The organism is Ochrobactrum sp. BTU1 (assembly GCA_018798825.1).
Lineage (GTDB): Bacteria > Pseudomonadota > Alphaproteobacteria > Rhizobiales > Rhizobiaceae > Brucella.
The window spans coordinates 72,116-98,345 of the sequence record CP076357.1; the positions used below are offsets into that span (position 1 = coordinate 72,116).

Below are 26,230 nucleotides of genomic sequence, written 5' to 3' on the forward strand. Positions count from 1 at the left end.
TTCTGGCTGGCTCAAGCAGGGCCAAAGAATGCCGCGGTTTAGCAATCTTCTTCACGTCTTCAGAACGGCCATGCCCGTTGAGGTGCGCGTGCAACCTCAAACCATCTAGCCATTTGCAAAACGCCCAGATCATCAAAGCGACGCCCAGCAATTTGCAATCCAATCGGCACGCCTGCACTGTCATATCCGCAATTAACAGAAATGGCAGGCTGTTCGCTCATATTGAACAACAGCGTAAAGTTGATGTGGGATTGTGCACCCTCAACAGTATTGTTGTTTGGGTAAGTCCATTCTGCTGGAAAGCTGACATTGGGTGAAATTGGCGTCAGAACAAAATCGTAATCAGCAGTCGCCGCGACCGTCTTTGACCTGATCTCCAGCGTCATCAAATAGTTACTGAAGACTTCTTCCCCTGTTTTTCCAAGGCCGGATTCAGCCCATTCACGCATGATGGGTAGGATTTTCTCACGTGTTTGCTCTGGAAGGGCCTGCACATCTAAACCGGATCTTGTGCGCCAGAAATGATCCAGACCACGAAGCATTTCGGGTGTCATCCAAGGTTTTAAAAGTTCGACATGTGCACCGGCACTTTCGAATAGTTTGGCGGCCTCTGTGACGGCAGCGGTTACTTGCGGATCGACAGCCATTCCGCAGCCCGGGTCGAGAAGAAGGCCAATCTTTAAGCCACGAACGCTACGCTCAAGATTTAGCCAATCAATGTCGGCTTCTGGGAGGCTCATGTGATCGCGACTGTCTGGCTGGGACAGAATAGCCATGGCCATTGCGGCATCGTGAACGCGTCGTGTCATTGGACCTGCGGCACGTCCCATAAAAGGTGGCTCGATAGGAATGCGTCCCAAGCTTGGCTTATGCCCAACCAGACCACACCATGCAGCCGGTAGCCGTACGGACCCACCAATATCGGTTCCCAGATGGATTGGACCATAGCCCGCAGCACCGGCAGCAGCAGCACCGGCACTCGATCCGCCGGGGTTCTTTTCCAGATTCCAAGGATTGCGGGCGAGTTTGTGAAAGCTGGATGTCCCCGATGATGCCATTCCAAAATCCGGCATTGTTGTTCTTCCGAGAAAGACAGAACCTGCCTCACGCAGGCGGGCGGCGGGTGGTGAATCTGCGCTCTTCGGTGTCATGTCGCCGGAAGCTGTGCCCAGCGGCATCGGCACGCCTTTGGTCGCAATGTTTTCTTTGAGTGTGACGGGAACGCCATCCAGCGATACGCCCTTCACACGAATTGGTTCTCCCGCTTTCCAGCGTGCTTCGGATGCACGTGCCGCTGCAAGAGCACCTTCCGCATCAACAAACCACATCGCATTCAGTTGCGGGTCGTGTTGCTCAATATGCTCAATAACTGCTTTGGTAACTTCAACAGGCGAAAAGGTTCCGGCTTCGTAGCCGTTAATCATTTCCTGAGCGCTGAGGGCATTAAGTTTTGTCATGATTACGTTTGATCCAGTCTAGGAAACGAGGAAATTCAGTTCAGCGGCGCTTCAATTGAAGGATTGCTAAGCTCACGGAAGTGGGCAAAATCCCACTGCCTGCCGGGTGCTGCATCAATAAGGCTGCACGTATAGGCGTGTTTGGGTTCTGAAAGCACATTGATCGCGGTGTCATACTCAACGATGCGGCCATGCTGCATAACCAGAACATCGTCGCAAATTTGCGCTGCCACACGCAGATCGTGCGTGATGAAAAGGATGGAGATGCCGAGCTTTTCCTGCAATTCATCGAGCAGTTGCAACACCTGTGCCTGAACAGAAACGTCAAGTGCAGAAACCGCCTCGTCAGCCACAAGGACATCCGGCTCCATAGCAACGGCTCGTGCAATGGCAATGCGCTGGCGTTGACCACCTGAGAACTGATGCGGATAGCGATCGATTGCATCTTCCGGTAATCCAACCAGTTGCAGCAGTTCCGCTGCGCGCGCTGTCGCCGTGCGTTTATCGACGCCCATATTGACCGGGCCTTCAACAAGGCTTCGGCCAATCGTCCAGCGCGGATTAAGTGAGCGAAACGGGTCCTGAAAGATGATCTGGATATGCTTGCGATAGGGTTTAAGCTGGCGTTGCGAAAGCTTGGCGATGTTGTAGTCGGAAACCTTAATGTCGCCCGCTGTAGGATCGATAAGGCGCATTACACATCGGGCAACGGTCGATTTACCCGAGCCGCTTTCGCCCACTATTCCGAGTGTTCGACCACGCTTGATCGTGAAACTCACATCGCTTGCAGCGAATGTATGCTCGCCTTTAACGAATACCTTGTGCGTGCCATATGCCTTTTGAAGATCATCGACCTGAAGGGCTAGTTCATTAGAAGCAGTCGCGCGTGCTGCGCGTGGCGTCAGGCTTGGCACGGATTGTAGCAGCTTTTTCGAGTAATCTTCCTGTGGGGAGCGCAGTAGTTTTTCGACCGGCGCATGTTCAACCACATTGCCGTTTTTCATCACATGGACGGTATCAGCAATTTCCGCCACAACGCCCATATCGTGCGTAATGAACAAAACCGCTGTGCCGTGCTTCTCCTGTAATTCGGCTATCAGACTAAGGATTTGCTTTTGCGTTGTGACGTCAAGTGCTGTCGTCGGCTCATCAGCAATCAGCAATTGCGGTTCAAGCACAAGCGCCATGGCGATCATGATACGCTGACGCTGACCACCAGATAACTGATGCGGATAGGAGCGATAAACGCGATCAATATCGGGCAGATGAACCTGCTCCATGATGTTGAGAACACGCGCCTTACGCTCGCTGGATGAGAGATTCAAATGCGTGCGCAGCACTTCTTCAATCTGTTCGCCAACACGCAAAACCGGATTAAGCGCAGTCATCGGCTCCTGAAAGATCATTGAGATTTTTCGGGCGCGAATGGCACGCATTGCCTGTGGTCCGAGATCGAGAAGGTTTTTACCTTCCAGATTGATCTGACCCCCAGCGGGTTCTAGCGCACCTTTTGGCAAAAGCCCCATGATCGAAAGCGATGTGACGGACTTGCCCGACCCGCTTTCTCCAACGAGGCAGACTGTCTCGCCTTTCCTGATTTTCAGTGAAATGCCATTGAGAACAGGTTTCGCGTTGCTGTTGCCAGCAAGCCTTACGGTCAGATCGGATATTTCCAGCACTGTGGGTGCATTGTCAAAATTTCGGTTCTTGAAAATCATGATCAGCCCTCGCGTTTCTTGAGACGTGGATCGAGCAGATCACGCGCCGTATCGCCCAGAAGGTTGATGGAAAGGATGCATAGTGAAAGCAACAATCCCGGCCAGAAGATCAGCGATGGCTTAAGCTGAAAATAGAGCCGGCCTTCGGCCATGATGTTGCCCCATGTCGGGATTTCGGTCGAAATGCCCGCACCCAGGAACGATAGAATTGCCTCGGTCAGAATGGCTGATGCGCAGACATAAGTAGCCTGCACAGTCAGCGGTGCCAGTGTGTTTGGCATCAGATGCTGCCAGATGATCTTTGGCATCGAAGACCCAAGCGAAAGCGCTGCTTCAATATAAGGTTCTTCGCGAGCTGAAAGCACAATGGAACGTACCAGACGAACAACGCGCGGAATTTCCGGAATGGTGATTGCCGCCAGAACCGAGCCAATGCTTGCACCGTTTAGCGCGATCAGTGCGATGGCCAGCAAGATGGACGGTATCGCCATAAGGCTATCCATAACACGCATAATGATGGCGTCCGCAACGCGGGAGAAGCCCGCAACCAGACCAATGATCAGCCCAAGAAAGATGCTGACAATTGCTGCACCAATTCCGATGAGCAGTGATACACGCCCACCCATCAGAACACGGGACAAGAGATCACGACCGTAACCGTCCGTGCCCAGCGCATAAGTTTCTGAAGGTGGCTTCAGACGCTGCAAGGCATCCATAGTCATGGGATCATGCGGGACAATCCACGGCGAGATCAAAGTCATCACGATGAGAATGATGAGCACGGCGGCGGCAATGATCGGACCAATGCCAAGTCGAGTTGCCTTTGAGAAGGACAGAGCGCCCAGCAGCCATTGCAGGCGTGCTGCCGGTTGTGGTGTGGCTGACATTAGTAGCGTATCCTTGGGTCAAAGAGCGTGTAGGAAAGATCAATCAGGAGATTGACGAACACGTAAAGCGCACTGGTAAGCAGGATCATTCCCTGAATAACCGGATAATCGCGTGCGAGAACGGCATCCACTGTGAGGCGTCCAATTCCGGGTATATTAAAGACGCTTTCCGTCACAACCACGCCGCCGATGAGCAGAGCAAAGCCTGTGCCTATAACAGTGAGAATAGGAACAGCAGCATTGCGCAATGCGTGATGAAAAAGAACGACTTTTTCGCGCACACCCTTAGCGCGGGCGGTGCGGATATAATCTTCACCCAACACTTCAAGCATGGAAGCGCGGGTCATGCGTGCAATAAGCGCCACATAAATCACAGCCAGTGTGAAACAGGGGAGTGCTGCACGCGAAAGGAACTTACCAAAATTTTCCGTTGGTGCGGTATAGCCCTGAACCGGGAACCAGCGCAGATCAATCGCAAAAAACTGGATGAACAGGTAGCCGATAACGAAAACCGGTATCGAGAAGCCCAACACCGAGAGCGTCATGACGGCGTAATCAATCCATGTACGATGACGCCATGCAGCCAAAATTCCCAGCGGAACTGCAATGGCAACGGACAAGAAGATCGTCATTAAAGCGATGTTCAAAGTCGGCCACATGCGCTGACCAATCATCGTTGTGACAGAGGTACCAGAAATCAGCGATGTTCCGAGATCGCCCTGAAACAAATGGCCGACCCAAGTGAAAAACTGAACATGAAGCGGCAGGTTCAACCCCAACGACTCCCTGATGCGATCAAGCTGCTCGGTCGTTGCTGAATCACCGGCAATGATCGCGGCGGGATCACCGGGTGTCAGGCGCAGAAGGAGGAAAACAAAGATCGCAACGATTGCCATGACTGGGATGACGGCAAGAATGCGACGCAGGATAAAGCCAAACATGGGTTGTCCTTGTCGAAAATTCGGGCGAATGAGAACAAGCTGAGAAGGGGAACTTCCAGATCAAACGCATTCAGATTTATGTGAGCAGTCTAGGTAGGTGGTGAAGCGCAAACGCTATTCGACTTTTTTAACGTTCCAGAATACCTGTACCGGAGACATAACCATGTCTTCCAGCACCTTGCGGCGGGCATGCGGAGAATAGAACTGGCCGAGCGGCAAATAGCTCACATTGTCCATCGCATGAATCTGGATTTTCTTGGCGATTTCCTTGCGCTGTTCAGGTGTCTTTGCATCGATGAATTCTCCACGCAGAGCTTCGATTTCATCATCCTTTGGCCATCCGAACCATGCCTGATCGCCCCGACCGTTCAGCATTGGGCTAATCAGCGGATTGTCGACTTCTGGAACGATCCAGTTCGTAAAGAACATGTTCCAGCCCCCTTCGCTTGGCTTGCCCTGATTGGCGCGTCGCGTTACGACAGACTGCCAATCCATTGGCTGCAGATCGACTTTAAAGCCTGCTGCGCGTAATGCTTGTGCTGCAACAACTGGCTGCGATGCAATCACACGAACATCGGTTGGCTGAAGAATAACAACAGGCGTGCCGTCATAGCCGGATTCAGCAAGGAGCTTTTTTGCGCCTTCAATATCGCCGCCATTGATCAGCGTTTCGCCGCCGGTTTCATCACCCAAAGGTGTGCCACAACCAAATATTGCTCCGCAAACTTTGTAGTACTCAGGATTGCCGACGATGTTTGCGAGGAAATCTTTCTGGCTCAGAGCCATAAGCGCTGCCTGACGGACTTTCTTGTTATCAAAAGGAGGATGTTTGAAGTTCATTCGGCCAATGGCCTGATAGCCCAGATCATCACGCAATTCGATAGCGACGTCATCGCTTGTTTCGAGGATTGGCAGCAGATCAACAGGAACCTGATCGATGAAGTCAACTTCGCCAGACATGATTGCGTTAACTGCCGTCTGCGAGTCAGCCATTGTGACCCAGTTTACTTCGTCAACATTGGCCTTCTTGCCACCGGCCATCCAGCTTGGTGGCTCGTCACGCGGCACGTAGTCTTCAAATTTCACATAAGTGGCACTAACGCCCGGCTGGAATTTTTCGGTAACAAATTTGAATGGGCCGGAGCCAATATATTCTGTGATTGCGGTATCAGCAGGCGTTGCTGCGATGCGTGCAGGCATTATGAACGGAGGCAGGGCGGACTGTTTCGCAATAGTGTCGAGAAGTGGAGGGAATGGTTTGCTCAGCGTCCATACAATCGTCTTGTCGTCTTTTGCTTCAAGGCTGTCTGTGAGCTTAAAAATTGTTTGGCCGCCAGAATCGCGCTGTCCCCAACGCTTGAGCGAGGCAACCACATCCGCAGCCGTTACCGGCGCGCCGTCATGAAATTTCAGGCCGTCGCGCAGCGTAAATGCGTAGGTCTTGTTGTCGTCGGAGACTGTCCAGCTTGCCATCTGTGGCTGCGGCCGAAATTTGTCATCAACGGCGACCAGCACGTCATAAATCATATAGGCATGGTTACGCGTAATATGCGCGGTGGTAATCACCGGATCAAGGACACGTAGTCCTTCCATGACGGCCGTGATTGTCTGCGCCTGAGCTGGAAAGCAAAATGCCGAACCAGCGAGCAAAACGGTTGCGATGCCTGCAAAAGTTGACCGCAAGCGGCTCATGCCGGGATTTGCATGGCCTTTGGCTTTCAGCGATGGCTGTGAATTCTTTTCATGAAGCATTGCTTTTCCCATTTGCAGATGATGTTCCGTTGTTTTTTTTGGCAGCAATGATGCTGACTGGTGGCTTTGACATCCAACTTTTTTACTCGTGTCGAAGTTGAGACTTGTTCCGCGCATTCTTTCCTCCTCCAGTCCGTAAGCCAATCATTCCCGTGATTGACATTGGTATCGACTAGCGATACGGTAGTATTGTTATTGACGATAGCTGGCATATTGCTAATGTGTCAAGGGGATTTAAAGGAGGGACTATGCGCGACGTTGAGAGAGTGGAATATGGTGTTCGTCCGGTGTCTGATGCGGATGAAAAAGACCCGCTTTTTGTCTCCGCGATAGCGCGCGCGATGCAGGTTTTGTCAGCGTTTCATGGCACCAGTAAGCCATTGACTCTCAACGAGATTGCAAAAATATGCGGCATGGGGAAAAGCACTGTGCAGCGCATTGTTCACACACTTCGGCAACAGGGATATATTGAACGCGATCCCAATGACCGTGGTTATGTTCCCGGCGTTCGTATTCTTGATCACACGCTGGATTATCTCCGCTTGAACTCTGTTATTGTTCGTGCGCTTCCGTCTCTTCTTGAACTGCGACGCGATGCGAGTGAGCGGGTTGATTTGAGCGTGCGAGACGATCTTCGTTTGGTTTATGCTCTCCGATTACAAAGTAAGCGGGAAGCATTTTTCGCAACGCTCATTGGCAACAGCGTGCCGCTCTATTGTACATCAGGTGGTCGAGCAGTTATGGCACAACTCAGCGATGATGAAGTAAACGAAATTATTCAACGTTCTAATCGACGCAAATTTACACCGCGTACCATTACAGAGCCCCAAGAAATCTGGGACAAAATTCACGAAGCTCGCGAAAACGGTTATGCTCTTGCTTCTGAAGAAGTTCTTCAGGGGGAAATCGCTATTGGCGCAGCGATACGCGGTCCCGAAGGGCGTCCAGTAGCAGCCATACACATAGGCGGTTCTTTAAGTGAATGGAACAGAGACAACTTCGTTGGTCATTTCGCGCCATTGGTATTGGCTGCAGCAGGAAGTATAAATCGCTTTTAGCTTTTATGGAAAAGCGACTCCATGCGTATCATACGGTTAGTGAGGTAATGCCGACGGGCCAACTTCGCAGGTCATTTCAACGCGAATGGAGACGTGGTTCGTCGGAATCGAATTAGAGCCGGTATTCTTGACTGTCGCTCAAAGGTCAGTGCCGATTGAGAAATAAAGTCATGCGCAAAAAACAAAACGATAAAGCGCGTCGACTCAATTCGACAAATTGCGACGCGCTTTGGTTTCATTGCCTGAAGGCTGTGAAATAGGTGTTTGTCAGGCAAACATCAATCTAAGCTTCTTGCTAACTCCGGCAAAGCCTCAAATATATCTGCAACGATTGCGTAGTCTGCCACCTGGAAGATCGGAGCCTCTTCGTCTTTGTTAATGGCGACGATAATTCTCGAATCCTTCATACCAGCAAGATGCTGGATTGCTCCTGATATACCGCACTTGAAATCGACTGTCATTCGCAGCCACCTCGCTCATTTATTCACAATGACCGGCTTATAGATCTGTAAACATGAAAATTTGCAACACTACCCTCTTCAGTTGTACCGTTTTGCAACGGGTCGGCTGGATCAAGATCGTCCAACACAATTGCTGACGTATATCCGGCCGAGGCGAATGGCCAACGTTGTAGCAATGAGCATAGAAAGACAGTTTGCAAACTGCATCCAAACGAATTTTCTAAAGGTCATAATTGACGCATCGAGGTTGCATGAGCGAGGAATCAAACAGCGAAGACACGCAGGAATATCGACCAACACCGTTATTCAAAACAAACATGCGAGAGATGCCCTTAAAATCGGCTCTTGGTTTCTGGCAAGAATCTTCTGGTCCGCGTTGTGACGTCAACATCTTCCAACCCGAAGCATTTCAGCACGCATTGCACATACCGCTTTGCTGAATTCTTGTTCACAAATAGTCCCGGCGTCGCCCGAAAGCTGCGTCGATCCAATTATCGTATCGGCGCCGATGACTATGACCATTTCAATTTGAAGTTTGTTCTGGCTGGCAATTGGAGTCGAGAGGATGGAGATAAGAAACACGAGCCATTATCTAGAGGCCTCATCATTCATGATGCAGCGCAAGCCCATGCGGGATGTGCGACTGATTTTTCCAGTCTGACCCTGGTCGTTTCACGATCCTTCTCTCGCCGCTTCTGATCTGCCGCGAGGAACATAGTATACGGCTTCGAAGAACCGCAGAGACCGCCTCCGCTCACGGTTGGAGAAGCGCTTCAGCTTCCATCTCTGCAATATCCTGAAAACGGTCAGCAATGCGCGCATGAGCGCGTCCATTGTCGGAAACTCCCAGGGAGACCAGAATTTCATCTGACCCAGGGGCATCCGCAACCATAAAATTCGCTGTCAGGAAATGAGATCGTTTGCCGTTCTCGCTCTTGTGCATCATGGGCAGTGACATCAATGCACCCGGTGCGTTGCGCGTGTTGGCGAATTCCAGATAGTTTGTACCGCCGATCGCGTTGCGGAAAGGATTGCCAAATCGCAGCGTATGAATGACCGCTGAGGCATGTTCAATCTCGCCGTTGATCCCAACTGCCGCAGCCTTGCCGCATGCCTCGACCTTTTCGGCGGGCATAAGCTGCAGGATGCGCTTAGTCATAGTCTGGCTCAGCTCTTCTGCAATATCGATAATTTCTGGCCGCAAGTTTTCAACGAAACCTCGTCCCGCCCATGGATTGCGAATTACTGCGGACACCACGACGATATTGACCGGACGGGCTGCAAGCTTGCCACCTTCAATCAATGTCTCTTCGATGGAGGTGCTGATTTTCCTGATTTCCAGTGCCATGATGTTCTCATTTTAAGGTTTTCGAAGGGTTGAGTTGCATCAAGACTAACCGGAATTCAGTCGGCTTCTTCATCGCATTCACGGAGAGAAGCGTAAAAACTTCCTATGAAGCCTAGTAGCATTCGTATAACGTCGTGCGCATGATGCACGCATGTTGTTGGGAGGCGCCAGCTTGAATCGTACTCTACAGATTTTGTCACTGCGGGCCGTTGCCAGCCAGATCAACAGCGGCGACGACATCGAGACCGTTCTGCAAGATTTGATCGAAGCCGCTTGCCAGCATGCCAACTGGACGCTGGGTTCTATCATGGGCATCGATGCCGCACATGGCTATGCGCATGTGATCGTGCGGCATGATCCGACACTGATTGAACGCCAGTTGCCCGATCGGTGGGAGCTGGCAACCAGCCCCTCTCTGATGGCGTTACAGCGCAACGAACCGGTCTATATTCGTGATGCACGTCAGTCGGATGAGTTTCCGGGATACAGGGCGGAGGCCTTTGAGCGCGACTATCGAACCGTTCTCGTGATGCCCATGAATTGTCTAGACAGCGACGGGCGACCGATGGTGCTCAGTGTTATTTCACGACAACTCACCGAGGTCACACAGGATGATCTCGCCTTTCTGGGAACGATTATTCATCTTGGTGCAATGGCGGTCGAGAGGGAACATCGACACCAAGTAGAAAAGCGTGCGGCGCGGCGTCTCGAGAACGCGCTCAAAGCGCATACGTCCCTGCTGGAGCATGTCCTGAGTGATGGTTCGGTAGGCTCACTTGCCGCCATGGTCGGTACGCTTTTGCCCAATCCGACAATCGTCATTGATTTTACCACCAATCAAATCATCGCAGGTGCATCGCCCAACGAAGCGCTGTTTGAAAAGATTGCGTGGCAGGATGCCGTTTCGACCGCTTTTGCAAGGCCGCTGATGAAAACGGCTCGTGATGCTATCGAGCGAGGCTCGGTGGAATCTGTCAGCTTTTTCCTGGATGATGGTCAGAAACGCATGACCATTGCTGCGCGCGTGGAAGCATTGATGGTCGACAAGCAACTGGTTGGAGCGTTGATCCTGTTTCCAACATCGAGGGAGTTCAGCGACCTTGATCTGCTGATGCTTGATAGTGCAAAATTTGCACTGAGTGTAGAAATGATGCGCAGTTTCATACGTTTTCGGTTTGAAACGCGCACCCAGACCGAACTGTTTTTTGAAGTGGTCGAGGCCCGCTGGCGCAATGCGAGTGATGTTTCGCAAAGGGCTCAGAGGCTTGGGCTCAATTTCTCGACCGCGCGACAGATGCTCCTCATCGATTTTCCGGAAAAAACCAAGGCGTTTGGCGGGGCATCCATTGATATCGAACATATTCTGTCACGCATCATGCAGAAGGCAGGCATTGAGGCCAATCTGATCGCAATCGAAGGTGGTGCTGTTTGTCTTCTTCCGTTTGATGGAAGCAAGCGACAGGAACGGACTACCAAACTAGCCCAGCGCATAGCCGAAGAACTTGGACGCTACTTCGATGAGAAACCGATTGTGGTCAGCGGCAATCGCTGTGCGGGGTTGGCCGATTATCCAGTTGCGTGGGAACGCTGCAACCGCATGGTGCGGATCGGCCGTGCGTTCGGATTGACAGGGGCATTGTCGGCCCAGGATTTCGGACCTTTGCCGATGCTTGTTGCAGCTTCGGAAGCGGTTGATGTGCGTGGATTTGTGCATGATAGTGTTGGAGCTATCGCCGAACATGATCGCGAAAACGGTACACCTTATCTCGAAACACTTTCGACCTTTCTGCAAGAAGGATGTCGCAGTCAGGCCTGTGCCGACACGATGGGGCTTCACGTTACAACATTGCGTTATCGTCTCACGCGGATACAGGAACTGTTTGGCATCAATGTCGAGACACCTGAAAAGCGCTTTGCCATAGAACTGGCAATTCGGCTGTATGGTGTCATCAACAACCAGTTTTCTGCACGCAAACAATCAGAAGCCGAGCCGTCTACGATCTGATCCAACTCAATGAATTCCTTGCCTATCCGTTGAAAATAAAAAGATTTTCAGCGGAAGAATATCTATTTTCACGTTTGTTGATGCGTTCCTACGAAACGAAGCATATTTTTCAAAATCAATCCTGCAAGTAGTAGGGAGAAGCAATCAACAGCCAGAGTTAGCCTTATCTTTATAACAATATGAGGGAAGGCTGACGCATGGTTGAAATGGCGACCTTAAACGACGCACCGATTGATCCGATTGCACTGCGTCGCGCCTTTGGCACTTTCGTGACCGGCGTCACTGTCATAACCACGCGCAGCGCCGATGGCTCGCCACGCGGAATGACTGCAAATTCGTTCACATCCGTTTCGCTTGATCCGCCCTTGCTGCTTGTCTGTGTCGCGAAATCCGCGTCGAGCTATGGCGCTTTTACCGATGCAGGGTGTTTTGCGGTCAATATTCTGCATGAGGGGCAGGTTGATGTCTCGAATGTCTTCGCATCCAAATCCCCTGACAAATTTCAATCCGTCAATCATGATCGCGTTCACACCGGTGCGCCGGTTCTGACCGACAGCCTGACATGGTTTGATTGCACAGCGGTCAACGCAGTCGATGCTGGCGACCACGCAATTCTGATCGGTCAGGTACGGGCTTTTGGCACCAGTCCGTTGGCACCACTTGGTTTTTGTCGCGGACGCTATGCTAGCGTGAAAGACCCGTTGCCGAACGGCTGGCTCGCATCGCTCGGTATGATTATCGGCTATCTCATTGAAGCGGAACCGGGCTTGCTTCTGCGGTCGAATGGAAAGGGTGGCTGGGTATTGCCGAGCGCACATCGTCGAAAGGCGGATAGCCAGCTTGTCGTTGAAGGCGGCGAAGCCCTGCGCCTCCTGCCCGAAAATACGTTCCTTTATTCCGTTTTTGACGTTGCTGACAGCGACCCCGGCTATTTGGTCTATCGTGCGCGCCTTGCCGACGATAGCTGCGCGAAGCTGCCCAATGACCTGCAATTCTTCCCTATTAATGAAATCCCTTACGACCAGATTGCCACGCATGAATTGCGCTCGATGCTCCGCCGTTACGTGCGTGAGCGTCAGGAACAGCGCTTCGGCATTTATATGGATTCCGATGATGGCGGACGCATCGCGATGATCGATGGCGAGGCCCGCGCCTGGATGAAGAACTCACACGAATAGGATATCGCAATGAAAACGACTGTCACGACACTGGAAGGCTCGCAACAAAAACTCTTCATCGGTGGGCGATTTGTGGATCCGGTCAACGGCAAATATATCGCTAGCTACGATCCGACCACAGGTGAGCCATGGTATGAGTTTGCAGAAGCAGATGCCGATGACGTCAATGCGGCTGTGAAAGCCGCAACGGATGCCTTTCAAAACCCGGAATGGCGTCGCATGACGCAGACGGACCGTGGAGGGCTGGTGCGCCGTCTGGCGGAACTTGTCCGAGCCAATGCAGATGCGCTTGCAGAAATTGAAACGTGCGATAACGGTAAGCTGCTCAAGGAAACCAGGGCGCAAATGCGCTCCATGCCTGACAGCTATCACTATTTTGCCGGTATGGCCGACAAGTTGCATGGCGATACGATCCCGATCAACCGGCTGGACACGTTGAACCTCAATCTACGCGAGCCGCTTGGCGTCGTTGGTATGATCACGCCATGGAATTCGCCACTGATGCTGTTAACCGGGACGCTGGCCCCTTGTCTGGCAATCGGCAATACCGTTGTCATCAAGCCGTCCGAACACGCGACAGCTTCAACACTGGCGCTGGCCGAGCTTATTCATGAAGCTGGTTTTCCTGCAGGTGTCGTCAATGTAGTGACCGGCACCGGTGCTATTGCGGGTGAAGCTCTGACCCGAAATCCGGGTGTCGCCAAATTTGTCTTCACCGGCAGCACGGCAACCGGTCGGCGCATTGCAGGCAATGCTGCTCAGAACCTTGTGCCGTGCTCGATGGAGCTTGGCGGCAAATCACCCCATGTCGTGTTCGGAGATGTGGATATCGAACACGCCGTCAACGGTGTTGTCTCAGGTGTCTTTGCAGCAGCCGGTCAGACCTGCGTTGCCGGCTCCCGTTGCTTCGTTGAAGCCAGTGTCTACGACAAGTTTATCGAGGCACTTGTTGCGAGAACGAACCGGATTCGCGTCGGTCTTCCAACCGTGGATGACACGGATATTGGCCCACTCGCACTCGCCGACCAGCTCTCGAAAGTTGAGGGGTATGTTGCCTCCGGTTTGAGGGAAGGCGCGAAGATTGCTGCCGGTGGCCATCGTCCGCAAACAGAGGAACTTTCCAGCGGGGGCTGGTATTTCGAGCCCACGGTTATGGTCGATGCGCAAAATGACATGTCATTCATGCGCGACGAAATCTTCGGCCCAGTCGTTGGAGTCATGCCTTTCCGCGACGAGGCGGAGATGATCTCACTCGCCAATGACACGCATTACGGCCTCGCTTCCGGTATCTGGACGAAGGATATCGACAGGGCGCTGCGTTTTGCCAATCGGATCGAGGCAGGCACCGTCTGGATCAACACTTATCGCTCAGCGTCATTCATGTCGGCCAATGGCGGCTTTAAAGAAAGCGGTTATGGCAGACGCGGTGGCTTTGAAGTCATGCAAGAGTTCTCGCGTTTGAAGAACGTCATCATCGACTATTCCGGCGCTATGCAGGACCCATTCGTCATCCGCCTGAAATAACTTCCAAAATCTAGCCTCGAAAGGCAGCTGATCATGAAATTTGCAGTGTCTCTCACAATGGAGCGTTTTTCACCCAGCATCCCGATGGAAACGGTGAAGAGCAATCTTCTGCAACTTGCACGTATTGCGGATGACGGCGGATTTGAAACGCTGTGGACCGCTGAACATCATACGCTTGAATGCACCATTTCGCCGAACCCGTTTCAAACGCTTGTCTGGCTCGCGCAGCACACGGATCGTATCCGGTTGGGCACTTCGACTCTTGTTGCACCATACTGGAATCCCATCCGGCTGGCAGGTGAATCCGCTCTTTGCGATCATCTCACAAACGGGCGTCTGGAGTTCGGCATCGCGCGCGGTTCGTACCAGTATGAGTTTGATCGTATGGCAGGTGGCATGCCCCAGCAAGAGGGCGTTGCCTACATGAAAGAAATCGTTCCAGCTGTGAAGAAGCTCTGGGCTGGCGATTATGCCCATGACGGACATTACTGGAATTTTCCGGTTACTGCTGCCGTTCCAAAACCGCTACAGCAACCACATCCGCCGATCTGGGTTGCGGCGCGTGATCCCGGCACCTTTGATTGGGCTGTTGCCAATGGCGCAAGCATTCTTTCGACGCCATTGTCCGCTCCAGCGGCTGAAATTCACGTTCTTGGTGAGAAGTTTCGCAAGGCCGTCAGTGATCATCCGGAAGTGCCGCGTCCACGTTTCATGATGCAGCGTCGTACATGCATCTATGACAAGCCAGATGGTTGGGAACTGGCAGTCAAGCACAGCATGGATTATGGCCGCGCTTTTGAAAATCTGATGCAGAATATCGGCACTGTGCGCGATGGTTTCCCGGAGGCCGTTCCTTACGAGACAGTCAAAGGCAAGGATAACTACAATCCCGAAAATATCCGCAAAAACCTGATGTTCGGCACACCTGATGAAGCGATCGAGAAGCTCCTCGACTATGAAGCTGCGGGCGTGGACCAATATTGTCTTGGTCTGACTTTCAATCTGCCTTTTGAGTTGCAAAAGCGCACTCTGGAATTGTTCACCAAGGAGATCATGCCGTTTTTCGCTGAGCGTGAAAAAGAGCAGCAGCGTCAACAAAAGCGTGTGGATGCTTGAGCATGGTTAGAACACTTCGTCATACCGTCGGAGACGTGACACTCAATTACCGCATCGATGGCCATGGCGAACCGCTGATCTGCATCCACGGCGTCGGCTCCTATCTGGAAGCATGGAACGGTGTGGTGGATCGGCTCAAAAGCCGATTTGCCATCCTTACTTTCGATCTCCGGGGACACGGAAAATCCAGTAAGGTCTACGGGCGTTATGAAATCGACGATTTTGTCACCGAGACGCTGGCGCTTGCAGACAAGGTTGGCTTTTCAACATTCAATCTGGTGGGCTTTTCTTTGGGCGGCCTGATCGCTCAGCGCCTGGCACTCACTCATCTCGAACGGTTACGCAAACTTACCCTGTTGTCCACTGTCGCAGGGCGGACGCCGGAAGAGCGAAAGCGTGTTCTCGAACGGCTGGCTGCATTGCGCGCGGGAACACCCGCGGATCATCACAACGCATCCCTGTCGCGTTGGTTGACCGAGGATTTTCAGGAGAGAAATCCTCAGGTCATTGCCCGCTTGCGCGCACGCGATACTGAGAACGACCCGGCTTGCTATGCTTCCGCATATCGTGTGTTGGCAGAGACGGATTTTGGCGGCTTTCTCGATCAGATCCGCTGCCCCACATTGATTGCAACCGGTGAAGATGACATCGGCTCCAACCCGCGCATGGCTCGCTATATGCATGAGCGCATTCCAGGATCGGAACTGCAAATATTGCCCGGTTTGCGACATTCCATCCTGATTGAAGCACCCGAGCTGGTCGCCGATTTGCTTGAAACATTTATCGGGCCAGAGGAAAAAGCCAATGGATGAGACGTTGAAAGCGAGGGGTCAAGCCGTACGACGCAGTGTTTTGGGTGACGACTATGTTGATCGCGCGATGAACGGTGCGGATGAATTTTCCAGCCCGTTTCAGGATGTGCTCAACGAATATTGCTGGGGCGGCGTATGGACGGATGAGGCGCTTGATCTCAAACAGCGCAGCCTTCTGAACCTTGGTATGCTTGCAGCACTCAATCGCATGCATGAATTCGGCATCCATTTCCGTGGTGCGAAGCGCAATGGATTGAGTGATAGCGAACTACGCGCAGCACTGCTTCAGATCGCGGTTTATTGCGGGATCCCCACTGGCGTTGAGGCCTTCAGAATCGCCCGTTCAGTTCGCGATGAAATGCAGCAGAAAGGCGAAATTTGAATTCCGTATTCTATAGGAACTGGGGCCGAAGCAGTCCTCCGTTGTGATGGAAGACGGCTGGCGTGTCTAAAGTCAGGATAAAACGTAACGGCAAGTAAAATATGCCGGGTCAACAATGAAAAGGGAACAAACATGAAACAGTTTAAAAAAATAGCTGCGCTTGCCACAGCGCTTTCGTTACCACTCGCAGCGCTCCCGGCGCAGGCTGGTGTGGTGCTTGATCGAATAATGTCTGCGAAGGTGATGAAGGTTGCCACCGATGCAAACTGGGCGCCTCAATCGTTCATGAATGACAAGAACGAGATGGATGGCTTCGATATCGATGTTGCGAAGAATATAGCTTCGCAACTCGGCGTTAAGGTCGAGTTCGTGACCCCAGGCTGGGATATCATCACAGCCGGTAATTGGCAGGGGCGCTGGGACATGCATGCCGGCTCGATGACGCCGACGCAGGCACGCGCCAAGATTTTCGATTTTCCCGCCGTGTATTATTACACGCCCGCTGCTGTTGCAGTTCACAAGGACAGCAGGGCGACAAAGCTTTCCGATCTTGACGCCAAGGTTGTAGGAGCAACAGCCACCTCGACATTTGAGGCCTATGCCAAGCATGACCTGACGCTTGATGCTGCTGGCGCACCGCCGTTCAAATATGAGTTTGAGCCCAAGGAAGTACGTTCCTACACCAATTCCTCCACAGCGTTTGATGATTTGCGTCTGGGTGACGGCGTGCGACTAGATGCGGTGGTTTCATCCATGCCGAGCATTGTCGATGCGCAGAAGGCAGGGTACCCGATCAAGCAACTTGGAGAACCGGTTTTTTATGAACCACTGGTTCTCGCCATCGAACATGGCGACAAGGAGTTCAATGACAAGCTTGCAGCAATCATCGATGAAATGCGCAAAGACGGCACTTTGAGCAAGCTCTCGGTTAAATGGTACGGCGTTGACTACACCACAGCCAAGTAAAACCATATGATAAAGGTGGCCCATCAGATTGGGCTGCCTCCGTTGTGCAGAGGATCCCCCATGCTCTATCCGGATACCGTCGAGTCTCAGGTGCTCGTTCACAAACCGTGGTTTGTAGCGGTTATGTTCATTACGGTTTTCGCTCTCATGCTAATGTTCAATCTGAGCGGGACGACGATGGGTGAACTGATGCGGCCAGTCATCGGTGAGCCAGCAGAAAGCGGACTTTACGGTCGTTTTGCGATCGCATTCGTTATCGCTGCAATGTTTATTCTCAACGTGGTGCTTATCGGCTTCGCTCCGCGAAACGTCCAGATTGGCGTGGTCTGGCTGGAATTACTGATCCTGTTTTTGCTGTTCTTCCGAACTTTCAATCTCAGTCTTCCTTTCATGGAAGAGAAACTACCATTTCTCATCACGCAGGGTCTTGTAACCACCATCTATATTTCGGCGGTTTCTATCGTTATTGCTTCTGCTATCGCCATTCTGGGGGCGGTGGCGAAGCTTTCCAATAACGGCTTTGCATACGCGATTGCGAGTTTCTACACCTCGTTTTTCCGGGGCTTGCCGCTTCTTATGCAAGTCTATCTGATCTATCTCGGACTTCCGCAGTTGGGCATCATTATTGATGCAGTGCCTGCGGGCATTCTGGCGCTATCGCTTTGTTACGGCGCGTATATGACTGAGATTTTCCGGTCAGGAATTCAAAGCATTGATCGCGGCCAATGGGAAGCATCGCGCTCAATCGGATTTGGGTTCGGTCTCACCATGCGCAAGGTGATCCTGCCACAAGCGCTCCCAGTGATCATTCCACCCACAGGTAACCAGTTTATCTCGATGCTGAAAGACAGTTCGCTCGTGTCGGTCATCGGCGTCTGGGAGTTGATGTTTCTGGCCAGAACTCTCGGGCAAAAGACATTTCAACATATGGAAATGCTGATCACCGCCGCAATGTTGTACTGGGTTTTGTCCATCTGTCTTGAGTTCATCCAGTCTCGCATTGAACGTCACTATGCCAGGAGTAAAGTCCGATGAGCACTGAAACAATTATCGATGCCCGTAACGTTTCCAAATGGTATGGGAGTTTTCGGGTTCTCACAGACATTAATCTGAAGGTTCACAAGGGCGAGCGTATCGTCATCTGCGGACCCTCGGGGTCTGGAAAATCGACACTGATCCGTTGTTTCAATCGACTGGAAGCGCACCAGGAAGGTGAGATCATCGTCAATGGTATAACTCTTCATAACAAGATGCCCAATGTCGCCGACGTTCGAAAGAACGTCGGCATGGTGTTCCAGCACTTCAATCTCTTTCCACATATGACCGTTCTGAGGAATTGCATGGTTGGCCCGATGTGGATCAATGGTGTAAAAGAGGCACAAGCAAGGGAGCTTGCCATGAAGTTCCTCGAACGCGTGCGCATCCCTGAGCAGGCAAATAAGTTTCCGATTCAATTGTCTGGTGGGCAGCAACAGCGTGTTGCCATCGCGCGTTCACTTTGCATGCAGCCCGCAGTCATGTTGTTCGATGAACCTACCTCGGCGCTTGATCCTGAGATGGTTTCCGAGGTACTTGAGACCATGACAGGCCTTGCCAAGGACGGCATGACCATGGTTTGTGTGACCCACGAAATGGGGTTTGCCCGTGCCGTTGCCGACCGTGTTATCTTTATGAACTCTGGGCAGATCGTTGAAGAAGCAAGTCCAAACGAGTTCTTTGGAAATCCCCAGCATGAGAGAACGAAGCTGTTTCTGGGACAAATTCTCAAGCATTAGGTGGCTCCAAATTTTATTGTTCCGGTGAAACCCGTTGAAGAGCACTTCAACGGGTACTCTGATGGTGATGTGTAGTCAGCCTCAAGCAAGAGCTGTGCTATATACCGCAGGAAAATCGCCACCCTTCTTCGTCCGCTTATGCGGATGTCTTATCTTCACGTGCGCGCATCATGGCCACGTCAAAGCAAAATCGTTTGCTCAAATAGATATAAAGGGGAACCAATGAAAACGAGATCAGCCCTCAAAATAGTAGCTCTGTTTGTCGGCTTGCAGTTTTCTGCAAGCTATAGTTTTGCTAATGCGCCAAAGTTGGATGATCTGATTGATCAGAAATACCCGGCTCTCGAAAAGATCTACAAGGATATCCATGCGAACCCCGAACTGGGGTTTCATGAGATCCGCACGTCGAATTTGTTGGCCGTTGAACTCAGAAAAATTGGATTTGATGTAACCACCGGTTTCGGCGTTGAATCTAGTCTTGTTGGCATTTTCAAGAATGGCGACGGTCCCACGATCATGTTGCGCACAGAACTCGATGGGCTGCCAATGGAAGAAAAGACCGGCCTCGATTATGCAAGCCGTGTGCAGGTTCCGGCTACTCAGTGGCCCGGCAATAAAGACGAAAGTGCCAAAGTTTTCGTTGCTCATAGCTGTGGCCATGACATTCACATGGCGGCATGGCTTGGAGCCGCACAAATGCTGGTAGATTTGAAGGACAAATGGCAGGGTACCCTGGTGATGATTGGTGAGCCTGCCGAAGAAATTGGCGGCGGTGCAACAGCGATGCTCAAAGCTGGTTTGTTTGAGAAATTTCCCAAGCCGGATTTCGGTTTCGCAATGCATGTAAATGCCGATCCGGCCGGAAAAATCACGGTGAAGGACGGCGCCTTCAGTGGCAACTCAGATACATTTGACCTTACGTTCAAAGGGCGCGGTGCTCACGGCAGTGCTCCACACCTTTCACTCGACCCAATCGTTATGGGTGCCCATTTTGTCAATGACATACAATCTGTCGTCAGTCGCGAGAAGGATCCGCGTGAGCCCGGCGTTATTACTGTAGGAAGTTTTCAAGCGGGAACTGCAGGAAATATCATTCCTGATAACGCAACACTGAAACTGACCATGCGCTCAACTTCGCCTGATACACGTGCGCTTTTGCTTGATGCAATGCGCCGCGTGGCACAGACCACTGCAGAGTCCGCGGGCGCGCCTCCACCAGAACTGCAGCGCATCGGAGGTGGTGCAGTGGCGGGTATCAACTCTTCAGAATTGATCGAGAACGTCAAACCCGCCTTAAATGAGGCTTTTGCAGACAAGGTCACTTACGTACCTTCGGCAGTCCAGCCAACTTTAGGAGTGGAAACTTATCCTGAATTTATCGAGGCAGGCGTTCCATCGATCTTTTACTGGATAGGCGGGTCGACGCCTGAAGCAATTGCGAAAGCAAAGGAAGGAAATAGCCCTGTTCCTTCCAACCATTCGCCACAGTTTGCGCCGGATCCCGAACGTTCTATTAAAACAGGGGCCAAAGCTTTGGCTCTCTCGGTGCTGGTTTCTTCGGAAATGCATGACAACTGAGCCGCTGGCAAACATCAGGCCTTTTGCTTGCAAGGATATACGTCGTTCAGCTCAATCTGCATCAGTGGACTGAGGAGAACCTTGAAGATTGGTGGCAAGACGTATAGAGCTGGCGTACAACTTCGCGCATAGTTCGACAAGCTTGGCGTAGTGTGTCCACCAACAAAAGGCGGACGCACAGCCGGGGTCCACGGGGCAACCGGAGTATACGCCAATGTTTAAGAGCGCGGCAGCGTTCGGACTTTTTTAGCCTTCTTTATCCATTGCCGACCGAGGATGCCGTTGACGTCATGTTCAAGCGCAAGCAGCGAATTAATACGTTTGCCTCAAGGCAGGTTGCAACAAAGCAATTTTTCGAAGCGGGCTCGTATCTATGTCCCCTGTCGAGTCCCACAGGCCTCGCACGCTGTTTTTGATATTCTTCGACGACCTGCGTTCAGCTGTTCTGGTGGACACATTCCTCAGATTGCCCAAGAGCAAAAGGTGCGATGAAATTCGCGTTGACTTTTTGTAAAAAAAGTCTGGGTCCATGTGGCGTCATGTGGACGAGGTGGATACTTCCATTTTCACGGGGAACAAACGCAATCTCGTTGATCTTCGGTATTTTCCATCAACTAGACATGAGTTACGTTGGCGCTCACGTTAAGGTAACGGTGCCACTTTTTTGATTACGAACGGCTCGAGTTTCAGGCTAACGCCTTCGCATCTTATCTTATTCTCCCTACTGGCATATTCCGCCTTGCTCTTGATGTTGCGCGCAAGCGATTGGATATCAGGGACCGTGGACATGGCTATGTGTTTGTGGACAGTCAGCCCTGCAATTATCTCGTATACGAAAGGTTATTGACCGAATTGTCGATGTATTTTGCGGTGTCAAAACAGGCAATCGAGGTAAAGTTAAAAAGATGGGATTGCTGACGGATCAGCGGAATAAGTCCCCCGACGCGCTTTCAACAATCATGATGGGAAATATCATGGGCCCGATCAAAGCGTAAGCCTGATCTAGGCTTGAAATCATCTATTTAAATTCCGTAACAATCAGCGACATTGTCACCTATTCTTGACTAGGCTCAGGACCCATTGATTTTAGAGTTATGAACTGATTCAGTTTCGCTTGAGCAGACTGATCGATGAGTAATCTTTACTGGCTGAGTGAAGGACAAATGGCACGCCTTCGTCACTTTTTTCCCTAGGGTCAGGACCCATTGATTTGAGCAGGCCGCTGTGATTGAGGCTCACAGCGAGGAGCCTGAATGATGAGTGATTTGTATTGGCTGACGGACGAGCAGATGGCGCGTCTTCAGCCGTATTTTCCGAAGAGCCATGGCCGGGAGCGCGTCGATGACCGGCGGGTTTTGAGCGGCATCATCTTCGTCAATCGTAATGGGCTGAGGTGGCGGGATGCGCCGAGAGAATATGGCCCGGCAAAGACGCTCTACAATCGCTGGAAGCGGTGGAGCGACAAAGGCATCTTCATCCGCATGATGGAAGGCCTGGCGACACCTCAGGCTCCCGAACGCAAGACGATCATGATCGACGCGACCTATCTCAAAGCGCACCGCACGGCGTCGAGCCTGCGGGTAAAAAAGGGGGGCCGGGACGCCTGATCGGGCGCACGAAAGGCGGCATGAACACCAAGCTGCATGCTGTGACCGATGCGAATGGCCGTCCCATCAGCTTCTTCATGACCGCTGGCCAGGTCAGCGATTACACTGGTGCGGCCGCTTTGCTCGACAGTCTGCCCAAAGCGCAATGGATGCTGGCCGACCGAGGCTATGATGCCGACTGGTTCCGCGACGCCTTGCAGGAAAAGGGTATCACGCCCTGCATCCCGGGACGGAAAATACGGAACGAGACCGTAAAATACGACAAGCGGCGCTACAAACGCCGCAATCGCATCGAGATCATGTTCGGCCGCCTGAAGGACTGGCGGCGCGTCGCCACGCGCTACGATCGGTGCGCGAAGGCCTTCTTCTCCGCCGTCGCCCTCGCCGCTACCGTCATCTTCTGGCTCTGATCAATGAGTCCTGACCCTAACCATGCGCCTTCGTTTCCTGATGTTGTCTTTGATCTCTTTATGGGCATCTACCCGCCCACTGATCGCTTTGTCACTCGCAGGGCCGACGTAACTTCGTTTATCCTTGCCTTGGGGGGGGGGAATGTCGAAATAGCAGTAATCACGATTTTTGACTGTAACCTTCACGAACCATCCCTCCAGGGGGAAAGACTGCTGCAAATTGCGCATCCATTGCCCGCTGATTTAACTCAGCGAACATTGTTCGATAACTAATGTCGATATCTTTCATTTCTGACGCTTTCCTTTTGAGTGGTCTGGCTCTGGTAAGGGTCGAGAAAACCATTTCGCAACGCTGTTATAAGTCTCTGTCAAAACCTTATAACTAAGTTTGTGCGAGATGTTGTTATAAGTCATTGGCAGAACCTTATAACGAGCAGGACGACAGATGCCTGGCATTGACCGCAAATATCATTCTCTGCTGTACTAACGGCTCGCTTTTGAGCCGATCACTTACCCGCAGCTCAACGCCTTAACGGCGACGAGCTGCATCGGCGGCCTCAGGGTCGACATTGCCGCGTAACTTTCCCGTAATTTTCGATGGCCATACGTCCCTGCATTGGTGCGCCCCAACGGCTAATGGACGACCGCTGTGGTGATGGAACAAAAGGACAGCCATGAATAAGATCATTTCAGGTGCACTCGTCTGCTTGACGCTGACGGCGTGCAGCCAGACGGAAAAGGGTGCGGGCATTGGTGCGGCGGGCGGCGCTATCATTGGTGGGCTTGCAAGCGGCACATGGGAGGGCGCTGCAGTGGGCGCTGCGGCAGGTGGAGTGGGAGGGGCCGTGGTAGGCAACATCAGCGAACGAAACGAGAAGAACCGCCGCGACCGCTGGGAACGGCAGGATCGCCGCGACTACAGATGCAGATACCGGGACTATTACGGTCGCTGCCGATAAAGATTGCGGCCTGGGTGGCGCATGTCAATGGCGGGATGGACACCGGATGCTTTTCGAACCCTCGCATTCTAGTTCAACAGCAGTTTGATGATGTGCTATAACCTGATGGTCAGGACCCACGACTGTCGAGTTTATCTGAACCAGAGCCGTCGTTTTGCTGTAAAGACTATTGAGATGATATTCCGGGACTTGACTGGTTAGGCCATTATGAAACTTCTACTTATTGAAGACGATCCGGATATGACTGATGCCTTGAGGGTAGCCCTCTCGCAGCATGGTATCATTATTGACGCTGTCGGAAATCTGGCAATGGCACGGGAAGCAATCGCCATGGCGGATTATGATATAGTCCTCATCGATCGGCAACTGCCGGATGGTGATGGCAGTACGTTCCTCGCTGATTTGCGTCGTGCGGGTTCAAATACGCGATCGATCATAATTTCCGCTCTAAAGTCGACCGACGAGCGAATTTCCGGGCTCAATGACGGTGCTGATGACTATTTGCCGAAGCCGTTCGAAATTCCCGAGCTGATTGCCAGAATGAGCGCTGTGCTGCGGCGGTCCCCGACAACGGGGCCGTCTGTTCTAGCTGCCGGAAATGTTACCTATGATCGTGTTTCATGCGATGTTCATGTCAACGGCGTTCGTGTTGCGCTGACCCGTCGAGAGTTGCTCATTATGGAGACGCTTCTGAGAAACCGCGGTCGTACCGTGTTACGCTCGTCTCTTGAGGGACACGTCTATTCCTTTGACGATGAAATTCAATCAAACTCGCTGGAGTCCAACATGTCTCGCCTGCGCCGAAAGCTTGGCGAAGCGGAGGCCGACATCGTCATCAAGAACATTCGTGGCATAGGCTATTTTCTTCATGAGCAGAAATAGAATGACCACAACATCGCTTCGCTGGCGGTTCACTCTTGGGTTTATTGTCCTGCAGTTATGCGCGGTCATCGCCTCGCTGGGCCTGGTGTTTTATCTCCTTTCGGGCATCAAACCTGATGTGGCAATTACATCCGTCTGGCTGTCTCAGGAAATAGCAGATTCGATTAGTCTTGGGTCGGATAGTAAGCCGCGCATAGAACCAACAGCCAAGCTGACAGAAATGATGAATGACGCGCCTGAGTTGTGGTTCGTGGTAGATTTGGGCAAAGATACTGTTCTTCTACACGGCGCGCCTCCCGAGAAAATCACAGATAACATACCATTCTTGCGGACGTTCAGAAGCATGGAGCTCCATGGCTATCTCGATGATCCGATGAGTGTTGCCCGAATGGAGCGTTTCGACACTCAGGCCGGCAAGGCAACGATTTTTGCGGGTGGTATTTCTATGTCTCAATACGGTGTGACCGTGCTACTGGGGAACCTTGCCATCGGCGTGCCGGCGCTAATCCTTGTCGCCATTTCCCTTATTGGCGTTCCGGTTGTGACGCGTTGGGCGCTGCGTTCGTTCGGCGATCTGACTGGGCGTCTCGACAGAATTGATCTCGACGCACGTGGTGCTCTGGTGGAAGAGAATGGCTTGCCAAATGAGGTGCTTCGCCTGGTGCGTGGCATTAACAAGGCATTGCGTCGTCTCGATAGTGGGTTCGAAGCGACGGAACGCTTCTTTGTTAATGCCGCCCATGAACTCCGAACGCCGATTGCTATCTTACAAGTGAGAATCGATACCCTTTCACCTGGCGCAGACAAAACGCATCTTCAGACGGCCACCAAACGACTTACAGTGATCGCAAACCAGCTTCTGGATACTGAGAAATACCGGCAAAAGCCGCAGCAGAGTGCACCTGTCGATCTTAATAGAGCTGTATCAAACGTGGTCGCAGACCTTGCTCCGCTGGCGATCGCCGAAGGCTATGAGATTTCGTTCGACAGCGAAGCGGAAGACGTGTTCGTTCGTGGTGATGCAGAAGCTTTGGAGCGTGCATTCGTCAACTTGGTGCGCAATGCAGTCCAGTACGGAGGTGGCAGGGGGCAAATATCGGTAGGAATTGCGGCTGACGGCAGTGTCACTGTAGCAGATCAGGGTTGCGGAATTGCCGACGATAAGCAATCGCGCATATTCGAACCGTTCTACCGGATCAGCCCGCACGGCTCAGGTGCGGGCCTTGGGCTCAGTATGGTCAACGAGATTGTGACCCGCCATGGAGGATATGTTGAGCTTTCCTCCGCGCTAGGCAAAGGCAGCACCTTCGCGGTTCGCTGGCGCGAGACGCGCATTTTCCGCCAGCCGTAGACGTGAGCCGGTGATGCCGACTGTTCTCTAGATGGTTCATTCGACGATACAGGCTGAAAAACT

At 52.2% G+C, this 26,230-nt stretch carries 21 protein-coding genes and 3 pseudogenes; 16 read left to right on the plus strand and 8 right to left on the minus strand.

Going from position 1 to position 26,230, the window contains the following annotated elements:
• Positions 1-59: 59 nt before the first annotated feature.
• The 5 genes from KMS41_23970 to KMS41_23990 all read right to left on the minus strand — a co-directional run bounded on the left by KMS41_23970 (position 60) and on the right by KMS41_23990 (position 6,695).
• Positions 60-1,457 (minus strand): amidase, encoded by a 1,398-nt coding sequence (locus KMS41_23970; protein ID QWK81561.1) that lies wholly within the window; start codon positions 1,455-1,457, stop codon positions 60-62.
• A 35-nt stretch (positions 1,458-1,492) separates the two neighbouring features.
• Positions 1,493-3,175 carry an ABC transporter ATP-binding protein gene (locus KMS41_23975; protein ID QWK81562.1) on the minus strand — a complete coding sequence of 561 codons (1,683 nt, stop codon included), beginning with the start codon at positions 3,173-3,175 and terminating at the stop codon, positions 1,493-1,495.
• A gap of 2 nt (positions 3,176-3,177) precedes the next feature.
• A complete protein-coding gene (locus KMS41_23980; GenBank protein QWK81563.1) occupies positions 3,178-4,062 on the minus strand; it encodes an ABC transporter permease in 885 nt (294 codons plus the stop codon).
• Positions 4,062-5,003 (minus strand): ABC transporter permease, encoded by a 942-nt coding sequence (locus KMS41_23985; GenBank protein ID QWK81564.1) that lies wholly within the window; start codon positions 5,001-5,003, stop codon positions 4,062-4,064. The genes KMS41_23980 and KMS41_23985 overlap by 1 nt, the downstream gene beginning before the upstream one ends.
• A gap of 114 nt (positions 5,004-5,117) precedes the next feature.
• The gene (locus tag KMS41_23990) at positions 5,118-6,695 is read right to left on the minus strand and encodes an ABC transporter substrate-binding protein (GenBank protein QWK81836.1); all 1,578 of its coding nucleotides are present in this window, start codon (positions 6,693-6,695) and stop codon (positions 5,118-5,120) included.
• A 308-nt stretch (positions 6,696-7,003) separates the two neighbouring features.
• On the opposite strand from KMS41_23990, the gene KMS41_23995 reads away from it, so the two are divergent.
• A complete protein-coding gene (locus tag KMS41_23995) occupies positions 7,004-7,813 on the plus strand; it encodes an IclR family transcriptional regulator (GenBank protein ID QWK81565.1) in 810 nt (269 codons plus the stop codon).
• Positions 7,814-8,091: 278 nt separating this feature from the next.
• Here KMS41_23995 and KMS41_24000 read toward each other — a convergent pair.
• A pseudogene (locus KMS41_24000) lies at positions 8,092-8,256 on the minus strand (FAD-binding protein).
• A 772-nt stretch (positions 8,257-9,028) separates the two neighbouring features.
• Entirely contained in the window at positions 9,029-9,622 is a 594-nt protein-coding gene (locus KMS41_24005; GenBank protein QWK81566.1) for an amino acid synthesis family protein, read from the minus strand.
• Between the two features lie 172 nt (positions 9,623-9,794).
• Here KMS41_24005 and KMS41_24010 point away from each other — a divergent pair, with 172 nt between their 5' ends.
• The 12 genes and pseudogenes from KMS41_24010 to KMS41_24065 all read left to right on the plus strand — a co-directional run bounded on the left by KMS41_24010 (position 9,795) and on the right by KMS41_24065 (position 22,975).
• A complete protein-coding gene (locus KMS41_24010) occupies positions 9,795-11,627 on the plus strand; it encodes a helix-turn-helix domain-containing protein (GenBank protein QWK81567.1) in 1,833 nt (610 codons plus the stop codon).
• A gap of 197 nt (positions 11,628-11,824) precedes the next feature.
• Entirely contained in the window at positions 11,825-12,805 is a 981-nt protein-coding gene (locus tag KMS41_24015) for a flavin reductase (GenBank protein ID QWK81568.1), read from the plus strand.
• Between the two features lie 9 nt (positions 12,806-12,814).
• On the plus strand, positions 12,815-14,329 hold the full coding sequence (locus tag KMS41_24020; GenBank protein QWK81569.1) for an aldehyde dehydrogenase: 1,515 nt from the start codon (positions 12,815-12,817) through the stop codon (positions 14,327-14,329).
• Positions 14,330-14,362: 33 nt separating this feature from the next.
• Positions 14,363-15,445 (plus strand): LLM class flavin-dependent oxidoreductase, encoded by a 1,083-nt coding sequence (locus KMS41_24025; GenBank protein QWK81570.1) that lies wholly within the window; start codon positions 14,363-14,365, stop codon positions 15,443-15,445.
• 2 nt (positions 15,446-15,447) lie between these two features.
• The gene (locus tag KMS41_24030) at positions 15,448-16,257 is read left to right on the plus strand and encodes an alpha/beta hydrolase (GenBank protein ID QWK81571.1); all 810 of its coding nucleotides are present in this window, start codon (positions 15,448-15,450) and stop codon (positions 16,255-16,257) included.
• Positions 16,250-16,639, plus strand: a complete 390-nt coding sequence (locus tag KMS41_24035; GenBank protein QWK81572.1) for a carboxymuconolactone decarboxylase family protein — start codon at positions 16,250-16,252, stop codon at positions 16,637-16,639. Before KMS41_24030 ends, KMS41_24035 begins: the two co-directional genes overlap by 8 nt.
• A 132-nt stretch (positions 16,640-16,771) precedes the next feature.
• Entirely contained in the window at positions 16,772-17,605 is an 834-nt protein-coding gene (locus KMS41_24040) for a transporter substrate-binding domain-containing protein (GenBank protein QWK81573.1), read from the plus strand.
• Positions 17,606-17,665: 60 nt separating this feature from the next.
• Positions 17,666-18,640, plus strand: coding sequence for an amino acid ABC transporter permease (locus KMS41_24045; GenBank protein QWK81574.1), 975 nt, complete (start codon positions 17,666-17,668; stop codon positions 18,638-18,640).
• On the plus strand, positions 18,637-19,380 hold the full coding sequence (locus KMS41_24050; GenBank protein ID QWK81575.1) for an amino acid ABC transporter ATP-binding protein: 744 nt from the start codon (positions 18,637-18,639) through the stop codon (positions 19,378-19,380). Before KMS41_24045 ends, KMS41_24050 begins: the two co-directional genes overlap by 4 nt.
• 222 nt (positions 19,381-19,602) lie before the next feature.
• Positions 19,603-20,958, plus strand: a complete 1,356-nt coding sequence (locus KMS41_24055) for an amidohydrolase (GenBank protein ID QWK81576.1) — start codon at positions 19,603-19,605, stop codon at positions 20,956-20,958.
• A 663-nt stretch (positions 20,959-21,621) separates the two neighbouring features.
• A pseudogene (locus KMS41_24060) lies at positions 21,622-21,876 on the plus strand (ImmA/IrrE family metallo-endopeptidase).
• A 338-nt stretch (positions 21,877-22,214) separates the two neighbouring features.
• A protein-coding gene (locus KMS41_24065) for an IS5 family transposase (protein QWK81837.1) occupies positions 22,215-22,975 on the plus strand; the annotation gives its coding sequence in 2 pieces (ribosomal slippage) (positions 22,215-22,554 and positions 22,554-22,975; 762 coding nt in all).
• Between the two features lie 18 nt (positions 22,976-22,993).
• Here the strand turns inward: KMS41_24065 and KMS41_24070 are convergent.
• Positions 22,994-23,264, minus strand: a pseudogene (locus KMS41_24070) (hypothetical protein).
• A 385-nt stretch (positions 23,265-23,649) separates the two neighbouring features.
• On the opposite strand from KMS41_24070, the gene KMS41_24075 reads away from it, so the two are divergent.
• The 3 genes from KMS41_24075 to KMS41_24085 all read left to right on the plus strand — a co-directional run bounded on the left by KMS41_24075 (position 23,650) and on the right by KMS41_24085 (position 26,167).
• Positions 23,650-23,934: a hypothetical protein gene (locus KMS41_24075; GenBank protein ID QWK81577.1), complete on the plus strand. Its 285-nt coding sequence runs from the start codon at positions 23,650-23,652 to the stop codon at positions 23,932-23,934.
• A gap of 207 nt (positions 23,935-24,141) precedes the next feature.
• Positions 24,142-24,816, plus strand: a complete 675-nt coding sequence (locus tag KMS41_24080) for a response regulator transcription factor (protein QWK81578.1) — start codon at positions 24,142-24,144, stop codon at positions 24,814-24,816.
• Between the two features lies 1 nt (position 24,817).
• Entirely contained in the window at positions 24,818-26,167 is a 1,350-nt protein-coding gene (locus tag KMS41_24085) for a HAMP domain-containing histidine kinase (GenBank protein QWK81579.1), read from the plus strand.
• Positions 26,168-26,230: the final 63 nt, after the last annotated feature.